Source organism: Vibrio glycogenivorans, assembly GCF_051660965.1.
In the GTDB taxonomy this organism is placed as follows: domain Bacteria; phylum Pseudomonadota; class Gammaproteobacteria; order Enterobacterales; family Vibrionaceae; genus Vibrio.
In genome coordinates this window covers 295,317-308,605 of record NZ_JBPVIS010000001.1, presented here as the reverse complement: position 1 = coordinate 308,605, position 13,289 = coordinate 295,317, and the positions used below count along the sequence as shown (strand labels likewise).

Annotated in this window: 13 protein-coding genes; 11 read left to right on the top strand and 2 right to left on the bottom strand. The window is 48.5% G+C overall.

The window, feature by feature from the left end; translation table 11 throughout:
- Window positions 1-84: 84 nt before the first annotated feature.
- The 6 genes from oppB to ACSTTG_RS01320 all read left to right on the top strand — a co-directional run bounded on the left by oppB (window position 85) and on the right by ACSTTG_RS01320 (window position 5,544).
- Window positions 85-1,005 carry an oligopeptide ABC transporter permease OppB gene (oppB, locus tag ACSTTG_RS01345; RefSeq protein ID WP_438460756.1) on the top strand — a complete coding sequence of 307 codons (921 nt, stop codon included), beginning with the start codon at window positions 85-87 and terminating at the stop codon, window positions 1,003-1,005.
- Between the two features lie 14 nt (window positions 1,006-1,019).
- Window positions 1,020-1,922 (top strand): oligopeptide ABC transporter permease OppC, encoded by a 903-nt coding sequence (gene oppC, locus ACSTTG_RS01340; protein WP_438460757.1) that lies wholly within the window; start codon window positions 1,020-1,022, stop codon window positions 1,920-1,922.
- 21 nt (window positions 1,923-1,943) lie between these two features.
- Window positions 1,944-2,915 carry an ABC transporter ATP-binding protein gene (locus ACSTTG_RS01335; protein WP_438460758.1) on the top strand — a complete coding sequence of 324 codons (972 nt, stop codon included), beginning with the start codon at window positions 1,944-1,946 and terminating at the stop codon, window positions 2,913-2,915.
- Window positions 2,912-3,904, top strand: a complete 993-nt coding sequence (oppF, locus tag ACSTTG_RS01330) for a murein tripeptide/oligopeptide ABC transporter ATP binding protein OppF (RefSeq protein WP_438460759.1) — start codon at window positions 2,912-2,914, stop codon at window positions 3,902-3,904. Before ACSTTG_RS01335 ends, oppF begins: the two co-directional genes overlap by 4 nt.
- Window positions 3,905-4,307: 403 nt before the next feature.
- Window positions 4,308-5,252, top strand: coding sequence for a glutathione S-transferase family protein (locus ACSTTG_RS01325; protein ID WP_438473585.1), 945 nt, complete (start codon window positions 4,308-4,310; stop codon window positions 5,250-5,252).
- Window positions 5,253-5,361: 109 nt separating this feature from the next.
- On the top strand, window positions 5,362-5,544 hold the full coding sequence (locus ACSTTG_RS01320; protein WP_438460761.1) for a DUF2986 domain-containing protein: 183 nt from the start codon (window positions 5,362-5,364) through the stop codon (window positions 5,542-5,544).
- On the opposite strand, the gene ACSTTG_RS01315 is transcribed toward ACSTTG_RS01320, so the two are convergent.
- Window positions 5,519-6,001, bottom strand: coding sequence for a LabA-like NYN domain-containing protein (locus tag ACSTTG_RS01315; protein ID WP_438460763.1), 483 nt, complete (start codon window positions 5,999-6,001; stop codon window positions 5,519-5,521). The genes ACSTTG_RS01320 and ACSTTG_RS01315 overlap by 26 nt on opposite strands.
- A gap of 97 nt (window positions 6,002-6,098) precedes the next feature.
- Window positions 6,099-6,707, bottom strand: coding sequence for a porin family protein (locus ACSTTG_RS01310; RefSeq protein ID WP_438460764.1), 609 nt, complete (start codon window positions 6,705-6,707; stop codon window positions 6,099-6,101).
- A gap of 147 nt (window positions 6,708-6,854) precedes the next feature.
- Here ACSTTG_RS01310 and cydH point away from each other — a divergent pair, with 147 nt between their 5' ends.
- The 5 genes from cydH to ACSTTG_RS01285 all read left to right on the top strand — a co-directional run bounded on the left by cydH (window position 6,855) and on the right by ACSTTG_RS01285 (window position 13,202).
- Window positions 6,855-6,947 (top strand): cytochrome bd-I oxidase subunit CydH, encoded by a 93-nt coding sequence (cydH, locus tag ACSTTG_RS01305; RefSeq protein ID WP_438460765.1) that lies wholly within the window; start codon window positions 6,855-6,857, stop codon window positions 6,945-6,947.
- 9 nt (window positions 6,948-6,956) lie between these two features.
- Window positions 6,957-8,105: a patatin-like phospholipase family protein gene (locus ACSTTG_RS01300; protein ID WP_438460766.1), complete on the top strand. Its 1,149-nt coding sequence runs from the start codon at window positions 6,957-6,959 to the stop codon at window positions 8,103-8,105.
- 175 nt (window positions 8,106-8,280) lie between these two features.
- On the top strand, window positions 8,281-9,498 hold the full coding sequence (mlc, locus tag ACSTTG_RS01295; protein ID WP_438460767.1) for a sugar metabolism global transcriptional regulator Mlc: 1,218 nt from the start codon (window positions 8,281-8,283) through the stop codon (window positions 9,496-9,498).
- 132 nt (window positions 9,499-9,630) lie between these two features.
- Window positions 9,631-10,641, top strand: a complete 1,011-nt coding sequence (locus ACSTTG_RS01290) for a chemotaxis protein CheV (protein WP_438460768.1) — start codon at window positions 9,631-9,633, stop codon at window positions 10,639-10,641.
- Between the two features lie 566 nt (window positions 10,642-11,207).
- Entirely contained in the window at window positions 11,208-13,202 is a 1,995-nt protein-coding gene (locus ACSTTG_RS01285) for a TonB-dependent receptor domain-containing protein (RefSeq protein ID WP_438460769.1), read from the top strand.
- The last annotated feature ends 87 nt before the right edge of the window (window positions 13,203-13,289 follow it).

Sequence of the window (13,289 nt, the reverse complement as noted above, 5' to 3'; positions counted from 1 at the left end):
TGGCAGGCCCTTGATTTTCTGCTACCCGGATTTGGTAGTAGACCTTGCTAATTTACATATGTCACAGACTGGAAGAGTGAGCTTATGCTTAAATTCATCGCTAAAAGGATCTTCGAAGCGATTCCAACCATGTTGGTTTTGATCACAGTTTCTTTCTTTCTTATGCGTTTCGCGCCAGGTAATCCATTTTCTACCGAGCGCCCATTACCGCCTGAGGTAATGGCCAATATCAACGCTAAATACGGCTTGGACAAGCCGGTTATCGAACAATATTTCACTTACCTTGGCAACATTGCTCAAGGTGATTTCGGCCCTTCATTTAAATACAAAGACTTCACCGTTAATGAGTTGATTGCCAGCTCGCTACCGGTATCGGCAAAAGTCGGCTTTGCCGCGTTTATCTTCACGGTATTGATGGGGGTCAGCGTCGGCACCATTGCTGCACTGCGGCAAAATACCTGGCTCGACTATTCAATCATGGCCACCGCCATGCTCGGGGTGGTGATGCCATCCTTTGTGTTGGCACCGGTTCTAATTTATGTTTTCTCTATCAACCTTGGCTGGCTCCCAGCTGGTGGCTGGCATGATGGCTCGTTCAAGTATATGGCGCTGCCTGTACTCGGGATGTCTCTGCTTTACGTGGCGACCTTCGCCCGTATTACTCGCGGCTCAATGATTGAGACCCTTAACAGTAACTTTATCCGCACCGCGCGCGCTAAAGGTTTGAGCTACCGCTATATTATCCTTAAGCACGCCCTGCGTCCGGCCTTGTTGCCTGTGGTTTCGTACATGGGACCAGCCTTTGTCGGCATTATTACCGGCTCGGTAGTGATTGAGACCATCTTTGGCCTACCGGGGATCGGTAAGCTGTTTGTTAACGCCGCCTTTAACCGCGACTACTCGCTGGTGATGGGGGTGACCATCCTGATTGGTTTCTTGTTTATTTTGTTCAATGCGGTCGTCGATATTCTATTGGCCTACATTGATCCTAAGATTCGCTACTAGGTTGGAGTTTTAACATGTTGACGAAAAAAGAAAATTTAGATGCGATCGAGAAATTCTCAGAAAACCTAGAGATTGAGGGTCGCAGCCTTTGGCAAGATGCGCGCATTCGTTTTATGCGTAATAAGGCGGCGATGGCGAGCCTGATCATTCTGATTGTGATGACGTTGTCGGTGATCTTCTTGCCGATGATTGCCCCATTTGGCTATGCCGAGACCGATTGGTACGCGATTCACTCAGCGCCATCGCTTAAACACTGGTTTGGTACCGACGCATTGGGTCGAGACCTGTACGTACGAACGTTAGTTGGTGGTCGTGTGTCACTGATGGTAGGCATCATGGGCGCGTTGGTTGCCGTAGTGATTGGTACCTTGTACGGCGCGGCATCGGGCTTTATTGGCGGTAAAGTAGACCGCGTAATGATGCGTATTCTCGAGATCCTCTATGCAGTGCCATTTATGTTCCTAGTTATCGTACTAGTGACCATCTTTGGTCGTAATATCGTACTGATCTTTGTCGCCATCGGCGCAATCGCATGGCTGGATATGGCACGTATCGTTCGTGGTCAGACACTGAGCCTGCGCAGCAAAGAGTTTATTGAAGCGGCGCACGTGTGTGGCGTGAGCAAATGGAACATCATCACGCGTCACATCGTACCGAATGTACTGGGTATTGTGGCGGTGTACTCAACCTTGTTGATCCCAAGCATGATCTTGACCGAATCCTTCCTGTCTTTCCTTGGCCTTGGTGTGCAAGAGCCGATGACCAGTTGGGGTGCGCTACTGCAAGAGGGCGCGAACACCATGGAAGTGGCGATTTGGCAGCTGATTTTCCCAGCGCTATTTATGGTCGTGACTCTGTTCTGCTTTAACTATGTGGGTGATGGTCTGCGTGATGCGCTTGACCCGAAAGACCGTTAAGACAAGATTGAGGAAGTAACAATGAGCTTATTAGACGTTAAAGATTTGCGTGTCGAGTTTACTACTCAAGATGGTATTGTCACCGCAGTCAATGATTTGAACTTCTCACTGAATCAAGGTGAGACATTGGGTATCGTGGGTGAATCCGGCTCGGGCAAATCACAAACGGTATTCTCGATTATGGGCCTTTTGGCTAAAAACGGCATTATCTCGGGTAGTGCCAAATTTGAAGGGCGTGAGATCCTAAACCTGCCAGAGAAAGAGCTGAATAAGGTTCGTGCTGAGCAGATTGCGATGATCTTCCAAGACCCGATGACCTCGCTTAACCCTTACATGAAGGTCAGCGATCAGCTAATGGAAGTGCTGATGTTGCACAAGGGTATGGGTAAAGCCGAGGCATTTGAAGAATCGGTACGCATGCTTGAAGCGGTGAAAATCCCCGAAGCACGTAAACGTATCACTATGTATCCACACGAATTTTCTGGCGGTATGCGCCAGCGTGTGATGATCGCAATGGCGCTGTTGTGTCGCCCTAAGCTATTGATTGCTGACGAGCCGACTACTGCACTGGACGTGACGGTTCAAGCCCAGATCATGGATCTGCTTAACGAGCTGAAAACCGAGTTCAACACTGCGATCATCATGATCACCCACGATTTGGGTGTGGTCGCGGGTTCGTGTGACAAGGTACTGGTGATGTATGCCGGTCGTACCATGGAGTACGGTACGGTAGATGATATCTTCTATAACCCAAGTCACCCGTATGCTGAGGGTCTCCTTAAGGCGATCCCTCGCTTGGATACAGAAGGTGACATCCTGCCGACCATTCCAGGCAACCCACCAAACTTGTTGCGTCTGCCACCGGGCTGCCCTTATCAAGAGCGCTGTCACCGTGTGACAGATCGTTGTAAACAAGAAGCACCTATCTTGCAGCCATTTGGTCAAGACCGTCAGCGTGCATGTTTTTCTGATTGGGAGGCTTGGGCAAAATGAGCGCAGAAAAGAAACTACTACTCGATGTAAAAGATTTGAAGGTTCACTTTAGCATCGCATCAAAGTCGGCTTGGCCATGGAGCAAACCGGCAAACCTGAAAGCCGTCGATGGCGTTGGCATTCGCCTTTACGAGGGCGAGACCCTTGGCGTGGTGGGGGAGTCTGGCTGTGGTAAATCCACCTTTGCTCGCGCGATCATTGGCCTAGTTGAGGCCACCGACGGTGAGGTGGTTTGGCTTGGTCAAGATGTGACCAAGATGAAAGAGGTTGAACGCCGCGATACTCGTAAAGAGATGCAGATGATCTTCCAAGACCCGCTTGCATCACTTAACCCGCGTATGACGGTGGGTGACATTATTGCCGAGCCACTGCGCACCTTCTACCCTTCGCTATCTAAAGACGAAGTGAAGGCGCAGGTGAAAGAGATGATGGCGCGCGTAGGCTTGCTGCCAAACGTGATTAATCGCTACCCACATGAATTCTCCGGTGGTCAGTGTCAGCGCATCGGTATCGCACGTGCACTTATCTTGAAGCCGAAGATGATCATCTGTGATGAGCCCGTGTCGGCGCTCGATGTATCGATTCAGGCTCAGGTCGTCAACCTGCTAAAAGAGCTGCAAAAAGAGCTTGGGTTGTCGCTGGTGTTCATTGCACACGATCTCTCGGTGGTTAAGCACATCTCAGACCGTGTGTTGGTGATGTACTTGGGTAATGCGGTTGAGCTTGGTGAGGCCGAAGCGCTGTTCTCCGAGCCAAAGCACCCATACACCCGTGCCCTGATGTCAGCGGTGCCGATCCCTGATCCAAAAATCGAGCGCAACAAGAAGATTGAGATGCTTGAGGGCGATCTCCCGTCACCAATCAACCCACCATCAGGCTGCGTGTTCCGCACCCGCTGCCCACAAGCAACAGATGAGTGCGCCAAACGCAAACCAACCATACAAGGCAGTGACGTCCACGCAGTATCGTGCCTGCACGTTGCAGTCTAACTGATTACCGATTCAGCCTGTGACAGGCTTAAGCGCGGCACTCTTCGGAGGCCGCGCTTTTTTTTCCTTACAGGAAAAATATAGGGGCGGGGTACGAGTTACACTCCGTTCCGAGGTTCGAGGAGTCCGAGCGCGCGGTAGAATACTCGCGAACCAAAGGGCAAAGCGAACCTAACCATTTTTTGAGTGCTAACCGAGAGTGACGCTTTTTCTTGGGGTATGAGAGCTACCAACACCACCATACTCCTCGCATCTCGTAGGGCAAAGCCCGCACCCGCTCCTCGTACCTGCGGGTTTGGTCAGTTTTTTCGAATGACTTAATCGGAACTTCTAGGGCATCAATTACGTAATGGTTACTTATACTCAAGATTAGATGTGTCACAGTGGTCGTAAGGAGTAAGGTATGGGTAAGCTGGTTAATGGGGTTTGGCATGATGTGTGGTATGACACGGCCAATAGTGGCGGGAAGTTTATTCGCGAGGATGCCGGGTTTCGTAATTGGATTCGTGATGAACCCGATGCGCCGTTTACGCCAGACTCAGGGCGCTATCATTTGTACGTGTCTCTTGCTTGTCCATGGGCGCACCGTACCCTGATCTTCCGCCAGCTTAAGGGGCTTGAGCCACATATCGATATCTCGATAGTCAGCCCTGATATGCTCAGTGATGGGTGGCAGTTTCCCTGCCCAGAGCCCTTGCATAGCGCCGACTTTTTGCACCAAATATACACACGCGCTAAGCCTGACTATACCGGCAGGGTAACGGTGCCTGTATTGTGGGATACCCACACCCAAACCATTGTCAGCAATGAGTCTTCTGAGATCATTCGCATGTTCAATTCAGCCTTTAATCGCTTGACGGGAAATGACGACGATTATTATCCACAGCCGCTGCGTGAGCAGATAGACAGTTGGAACGAGTTTATCTATCCCAACATTAATAATGGCGTCTATCGCTGTGGATTCGCCACCACTCAAGCGGCTTATGAGGAAGCGTATCATCAGTTGTTTTCTGCTCTCGATCGCATCGAGCATCATCTAGGTGAGTCGCGCTATTTGGTTGGTGGGCATATCACCGTAGCAGATTGGCGATTGTTTACCACCTTGATCCGCTTTGACCCAGTTTACGTTGGTCACTTTAAGTGTAATAAGCAGCGCATTGAAGACTATGTCGCCCTTAATGGCTATATGAAAGAGCTGTATCAGTATCGTAAGGTGGCGCTCACCACCAACTTTGAGCACATCAAGCGCCACTACTATTTCAGCCATACTGGCATTAATCCGACTCAGGTTGTCCCTGTCGGACCTGAGTTAGACCTGTTATCACCCCATGGTCGAGATGCGCTTTAAATATCGTGAGACTTGTCGACAAAGCCCTAATATGCAGGCTCTTGAGCCTGCATATTGAGGTCACTCGGCTATAGGTATATACTTCGCCCCGAATTTTGGAGGGCCGAAAATGAACCGCAAGAAGAAGATTAACCAGATCTTAAAAACCAAGCAGAAGAAGCAAAATGCCAAACTGCACAAGAGCAATAAGCCAAAGTACATCTCAAAAGCCGAGCGTGAAAAGATGGCGCAAGAGCAAGTTGAGCCAACGGCTGAAGCGGTAGAGGTTACAACAACAGGTGATCCTCAATAGCCACATAGCGACAGGCTTGGTCAATCAGAGATTGAGCCGTCAATGCATGCACGCTATATACCACCACTTCGACGCCAAAGCGCTGTTTGACTCGCTCAGCTAACACGTCAAAGTCACCGTCCCCAGAGAGCAACACGATGGTATCGACGCTGCTAGCTTGCTCATAGATATCTAACGCAATACCCACATCCCAGTCCCCTTTACTGCTACCATCCATGCGCTGCGTCAGCGGTTTGAGCTTCACCTCAAAACCGATGCCACGCAAGATATGGTGGAACTGGCGCTGTTTCTCTTGTCGACTCGCAATAGCGTAGGCGTATGCACTGTCGATAGTGTAGTCAGATGAGACCTCATCCCACAGCTGATTGTAATCAAAATTGCGCGCGAAGGCTTCGCGAGTGGTGTAATAAATGTTTTGCACATCAACAAAGATGGCCGCGGTCGGTTTGGTTGCCATAATCAGCCTGCGTGAGAAAAGAGGTTAGGGTAACTCAAGGCGCTTGCTCGATAAAGCCTTGATCGCCATCCGTAACCTCGTAATAAGAAATCGTGGATTAGAAGCGAAAGGTCACCCCAAGGTTGGCTGAGAACTGATTAATCCAATCCGCTTTGTAGCGAATAATACAATCCCCGGTATCTCCGCTAGGTAAATTACACGCTGCACTCGAGCTGCTATCGACCACAGTGCCAAGCCAGCGAAATTGACCGTTGAGATACCAATTAGGTCCGATTTCACCCTCAAGACCGGTAAACAGGCTAGCCGACAAGCCAAACTCGTCATCTACCCAGCGCGCATTGGTATAGCCGCCACCAATACCAATCCCTAGATAGCTATTAAGTTTGGGCTTAAACGGGTAGTAGGCAGCGCTTTGGAAATGTAAATAGTGAGCACTAACACTCGATGCCACGCTTTCAACCTCAGTACCTTGGTAGTGGTAAAACAAGCCTATTCTTCCTGCTTTAATTGGGGTTTCGATTTGAACAGCGAAACTCTCTGAGGGTTTAAAGTCGTATTCATTGTCTTGTTCGTCGACAACTTTACCGCCCCCGGTAAAGCCAATCCAAGGCGTGATATAGACGTCGGCTGTCACTGTTGTGCTATGCACTAAAAGGATGAGAAGAAGAGGAGCGAATAAGTAGGGCTTCGCGGTGTTATTACTCATAGTGCATGCTTCCCTGTAATTAAAGAGGCTATATCTTATTTGTGAACATAACATCAGAACTGTTAATAACTTACACTGTATTATTGAACAATAAATGTTCTGCCATATATATTTAGTATGCATGTAATTTACTTAAGGGGAACAAAAATGATGGATCAAGATCTTAGAGCTGCGATCGCGATCGTTGCTGTTATCTTTACGGTATTGATTGGTTTTGGCGTGGTTGCGATCGCCAATTAAGGTTTAACCATGGGGGCCAATTTCGGCACAGTCTCCAATCTCAGTAGTGAGCTGAGTCAGGGGCGGTTTGGGCGCTACAGTCTTGGCAAGACAGCACTGATTGCCCAGGGCGGTGGTCAGAGAGGCATTTTTACCGCTGGCGTACTTGATGCCTTTCTGATGAGTGATTTCGACCCGTTTGATGAGTTTTATGGCACCTCAGCAGGGGCTGTCAACCTTTGTGCCTTTCTTAGCAGGCAGCACACCTTAGGTCGGAGGTTTTTACTCGATGTGACCACTCACGACGAGTTTTTCAGTCTCCTAGGCTTTCTCAAGCAAAATCGTTATCTGAACCTAGAGTGGGGATTTGAGCGATTAAAGCATTTTCCCCTTAAGCTAGACCTTGATCTTGCCCGCCAGGTACTGGGTGAGCGAAAGGCGTTTGCCGCTGTGACCTGTGCTAACACCCTCAAAGATCGCTACTTAAACATGCTTGGCGGTAATTGGTTTGAGGTCTTGCTTGCTACCTGCGCTATTCCGTATTTGTATAAAACGTCAGTTAGTGTACAGGGGCACGAGTTCTATGATGGTGGCGTGTCGGCAGCAATCCCTGTCCAACAAGCTTGGCGAAATAATGCCAGAATGATTGTGGTGATCCGCACCGAATCACAAGAGTTCGAGCTGGCAGAGAAACTTCACGCCCCTCAAGCCTTTCTTAAGCAATCGCCAACCGATGGTCATTGGGAGCAACAGGTGGAGCGATGGAAGCAAGCCTGGAGTGGTTTTGTTAACGATAAAGTGGGCCAAATCAAGCAGGTTCGCCGGGCGACGGACAGGCGTGCTCAGCTCAACGGTGGTCGTTGGCTATTCGGTGCCCAGGACCTTTATCGACTTAGCCATCTATTGGGCAATCGTTTTGACAGCGGTTTTGCCGACATGCTTTTGGTTCACTATCAAACTTATTCCCTGACCCAACAGTTCTTAAATAACCCCCCAGATGATTGTTTTGTTGCTCAAATTAAGCCTGCTGAGCCTCTGCGCTCGAGCGCCCTGATGAGCGATAAAGAGGACCTAATTTACGACTATCAACTGGGGTTAGACGCTGGTTATCGCTTTGTGGACATCTTTATGCGTTCAAATAAACTAGCCAGTGGGTCGGATAATTTTGCTTTAAAATGATTGGTTTGATCGTTGTTTGGTGACTAAGTTGCCGCGAACCTCCCAACCTGAATGTTGATTGCCCGCGCAAACATTACACACTGTTTGTGACTTTTATCACGCATGAGTGCTAAACTACTTCACAATTACTTCGCAAAGTAAAAAAATTGCTAGGTTATTGATTTAGGAGTTCACTATGTACACGGCTCATCCTGGGCACATTGACCACATAAAACAGATAAACGCTGGCCGTGTGTATAAGCTGATCGACCAAAGGGGGCCGATATCGCGTATCGACCTGTCCAAACAGAGTGAGCTTGCGCCAGCGAGTATCACCAAAATCACCCGCGAATTGATCGCGGCTCATCTGATCCATGAGACCACGGTACAAGAGGCGACCAGCCGTGGCCGTCCGGCGGTAGGACTGCAAGTCAATAACGAGGGTTGGCAGTTTTTATCGATGCGTCTTGGGCGAGGCTATCTGACCATCGCCCTGCATGAACTCGGTGGTGAGGTCTTAATCGATACCAAAATCGATATTCACGAGATTGACCAAGACGATGTTCTTGCTCGTCTGCTCCACGAGATAGATGAATTCTTTCAGACCTACGCAGAGCAACTCGATCGAGTCACTAGTATTGCGATCACTTTACCAGGCTCGGTTAATTCAGAGCAGGGCGTGGTACTGGATATGCCACACTACAACGTCAAAAATCTCGCGCTTGGCCCTGAGATCTACAAGGTGACGGGTCTGCCGGTGTTTATCGCCAATGACACACGCGCCTGGGCACTTGCCGAGAAGCTCTACGGTCACTCGCAAGACAATGATAACTCGGTGCTGATCTCTATCCACCATGGTTTAGGGGCCGGGATTATTGTCGATGGCCGAGTGTTGCAAGGGCGCCACGGAAACATTGGTGAACTGGGGCATATTCAGATCGATCCTGAGGGTAAGCGCTGTCATTGTGGCAATCGAGGCTGCCTTGAGACGGTCGCGAGCTCCCAAGCCATCCGGGAACAGGCGACAGAGCGAATCGCCGCGGGTGAGGCCTCTATCCTTGCACTTGAGGAGGAGATTTCGGTTGAGAGCATCTGCGCTGCCGCTGAACAGGGCGATAAACTGGCGATCGATGTGGTCGAGCAACTAGGCCAGCATCTGGGCGCCGCCGTTGCCATTGTGATCAATCTGTTTAATCCCGAAAAAATACTGATTGGCGGTGCCATCAATCAGGCAAAGGATATTCTCTATCCAGCGATACAAAAATGTATCGAGAGCCAAACGCTACCCGCGTATCACCGAGAGCTCGAGGTGGTGGAGTCACGATTCTACAAGCAAGCCACCATGCCAGGAGCGGCGCTGATCAAACAAGCACTTTATGATGGCCTGTTGCTGATGACCGTGGTTGAGGGCTAGTAACATCAAACTCATGCTCACAACGCGTCACAGCGCACTGTGTTGCAATCGGTGACTTAACACCCTTCTCTTGTTCATGTTAGATTGTCATCAGTAAATGGATGTAACCTAACAAGATTTTAAGAGAGACTTATGTCTGGAGTTCTTAATACCGTTGATCAGCGCACCAATTTGGTGGGTGAGAATCGTCTTGAGCTATTGCTCTTTCAACTCAATAGTCGCCAGTTCTTTGCGATTAATGTCTTCAAAGTCAAAGAGGTCTTGAAAGTTCCTCTGCTGACTCAACTTCCTGGCTCGCACCATAATATTAGAGGGGTGGCCTCGCTGCGTGGTGAGTCGGTGCCCGTGATTGATTTGCGAGCCGCCATTGGTTTCCCGTCGTCTATAGACTCTGGTTGTGATGAGCAAAACCTGATCATTACTGAGTACAATCGCTCAGTACAGGGTTTTCTGGTTGGCAAGGTGCGCAATATCGTCAATACGGCCTGGAGCCAAATTCAGCCGCCACCGAAAACCACTGGCCGAAATAACTACCTGACAGCCATTACTCAAGTCGAAGACAATGGCACAAACCAAATTGTCGAGATCATTGATGTTGAAAAAGTCCTCGCAGAGATAGTGGAGTACGATGCAACCATCTCAGCAGAGGTGTTGGATTTAAGCCTGACTGAGGCAATGCAAGGCCAAAAAGTATTGGTGGTGGATGATTCGGCGACCGCGCGCTCACAGGTCAAAGCGACACTATCTCAACTCGGCATCGAGATCATTGAGTGCTGTGATGGTGCACAGGCTCTAAGGCTTTTGACGCAGTGGTGTGACCAAGGCCGAGACCCGAGCCGCGAGTTACTGATGATGATAACGGACGCGGAGATGCCTGAAATGGATGGCTACAAGCTTACCCATGAAATCCGCAGTGACAAACGCATGAAGGATTTGTTTATCACCCTAAACACATCATTGAGCGGCAGCTTTAATGAGGCCATGGTGCGCAAAGTTGGTTGTAATCTATTTATCTCAAAATTCCAACCGGATCTCTTGGTTGATGCTGCGCAGCAGCGACTTCGCGATGTTTTGAAATCAGAGGCGAGAATCGAGAGGCGAGAAGCGAGTGGAGATCGTGGGGGTTACACGGGTTCTCTGTGATTATCTAGGCTGACTTAAAGCTAACAACGACTAAAGGCACCAGTACATGGTGCCTTTTTATATTGACCCAAAAATATTTCACTTCAGCACTAGTGAGGGAGTTGTTTTATCAGCGCAGCATTGACAATCTCGCCTCTCGAAGGGGGTGCTATACTTTTAATGCTGGAGTTACTCCAGCGCGTGTTTCGGTTCACTTTTTATAAGGTTTCCACTAGATGATGATACTTGCCACTTCACTGTGTATGTTGTTGATAGCGGAATGGAAACGAAAGCGCAAGGAAGCCGTAGTAGAGCGTTAAGCGCTTACTCGACTGTTAAAAGAGAGGGCAATTGCCTTCTCTTTTCTATTTTGCTGAACATCTGCGGTAAGCAAAGGGAGGCAAGATGGGGCTTATTGGCATTAATGTAATCGCTAGATCATGGGTGATTGCTGTGAAGTCAATGAAAACATTATTCATTTTTGTAATTCTCACTATTCAACTAATAAATGGAACGAAAGGTGTAACCTTTGGTAACTAAATGTAAGATGCGAGCGATTATCATTTAGATTTATTGAAGGGAACTCAATGCATTGCTCATCTTTATTTAAACGTACACCATTAGCTATCTTGATCGCCGTCAGTTGTTCCATGCCAACAATTGTCATGGCCAATGAGTCAGATAACCCTGACCTTGAGGTGATCGAAGTTTGGGGTACCACTATTTCTGACTCAAACTCTCTATTGGATGAGGATATCGCGCGAAAGCAAGCTGGTCACTTAAGTGACTTGCTTCGTGACCAACCAGGTGTCGATGTTGGTGGTTCACACACTATGAACCAAGGCATCAATATTCGAGGTGTTAGCGAACTCGACCTCAATATTACCATCGATGGCGCAAACCAAACCAACAATGTCTTCCACCATGTAGGGAACTTGCTTATCAACGCCGACATCTTGAAGGCGGTGGATATTCAGGTTGGTAACAACTCTATCTTAAACAGTGGCCTGGGTGGTGGTGTGGCGTTTGAAACCAAAAGCGCGAACGATTTGCTACGACCTGGCCAGCGTGTAGGTGCCCGAGTGAATTCAGGGTTTGCGACTAACAACTACTATCACTACTCTGGGACAGGCTTTGCTCAATTAACCGATACAGTGGATACGCTGGTTTATTACAGCGTTTTGAACAAGGATAATCCAGTTGACGGTGATGGTGTCGAGCAAATTGGCTTTGAGGGGCAAACCGATAACTACTTGGTTAAATTAGGCTGGGAGCCTAATGCTGCTAATCGCTTTGATCTCGCGTACGACAGTTACAAAGATGCTGGTGACTACAGCACCAAATCCAACATGGGTATGGATTGGCCTGGTCATGAAGATTCCATCAGCCCGAAAGAGTACATTCGCGAAACCATTACTCTAAACCACACGCTCGCCCTGACAAGCACCGATGTAAAATCGACCCTCTACTACAATGAAATGAACTACAAGAGTGAGTCGAACACTGATGATACCTATAAAGAAGGTAACACGGAAAACTATGGCTTGAAGGTACTGGCCCAGACCTCATTTGATATTGCAAGCACTTGGCATACCGCACGATATGGTTTTGAGCTCAACAGCGCAGAGTCAAAAAACATTATAGCCGGTGAGGTCAATGAGGACAGTGTCGAGAATTCAGATTTTTATGCGGTCTATTTAGAAAATGAAATGGAGCTTTTTGATGGTTTCTTCTTAACTCCGGGAGTGCGCTATAACAACTATAAAGTCGATATGGCAGCCTCGGACAAAACATTCACTGACACTATTTTTGCCTTGGCTGCACAGTACGATCTGACATCTGACTGGACGGTTCGTGCCAGTGCGACTGAGCTATTTAAGGGGCCGGGGCTTACCGGTTCATACCTTACCTCAGGCTCTGATGTTAACCCTGATTTGAAGCCAGAAACAGGTATCAACTATGAGGCCGCGATTGCTTACCAAACTAATCAGTTTGCAGGTTTAGATGCTTTTGGCACCTCTTTGACAGTGTTTAAAACTGAGCTCAACGACTACATTGATGATGTAATGACCGGTAAGGTCAGTCTGTACGATAATGCAGGTGATGCTGAGATTATAGGTATGGAGGCCGTGGTCAATGCTAGGTACAGCAATTTATCAGGGCGTTTGACCTATGCAAAGTCTGAGTCTGAGTTCACGAGCGTAGCGGATGGGTCGAGTATTGTTTTAGGCCAAGCGCTGGATGATGCTGTTGGCGATAGCATTTCATTGAATCTTAACTACGATTTCGAGAATACCGGCCTTAGCCTGGGTTGGAATAGCCGATATACCTTTGAGTTAGACTTGAAAGACCCAGGAACCGACAGAGAGGGTAATCCTACGCCTGCACGCATCAAAGACAGCTACCACGTGCATGATATCAACTTAATGTGGACGCCTGCGGGTACGCCTGATCTGACTGTAACTGCAGCCCTAGACAATATCTTTGATGAGCTGTATTACTCACATGCCTCGCACGACTTGGGTTCACCAGACTACGAGCCGGGACGTAACTTTAAATTATCGGTAGCGTACTTATTCTAGTCAGACCTACTTATAAACCAAAAAAAGGATGTATCGCGATACATCCTTTTTTATAGGTGCCAACGTAGCAAAGATGGATAAGTAGAC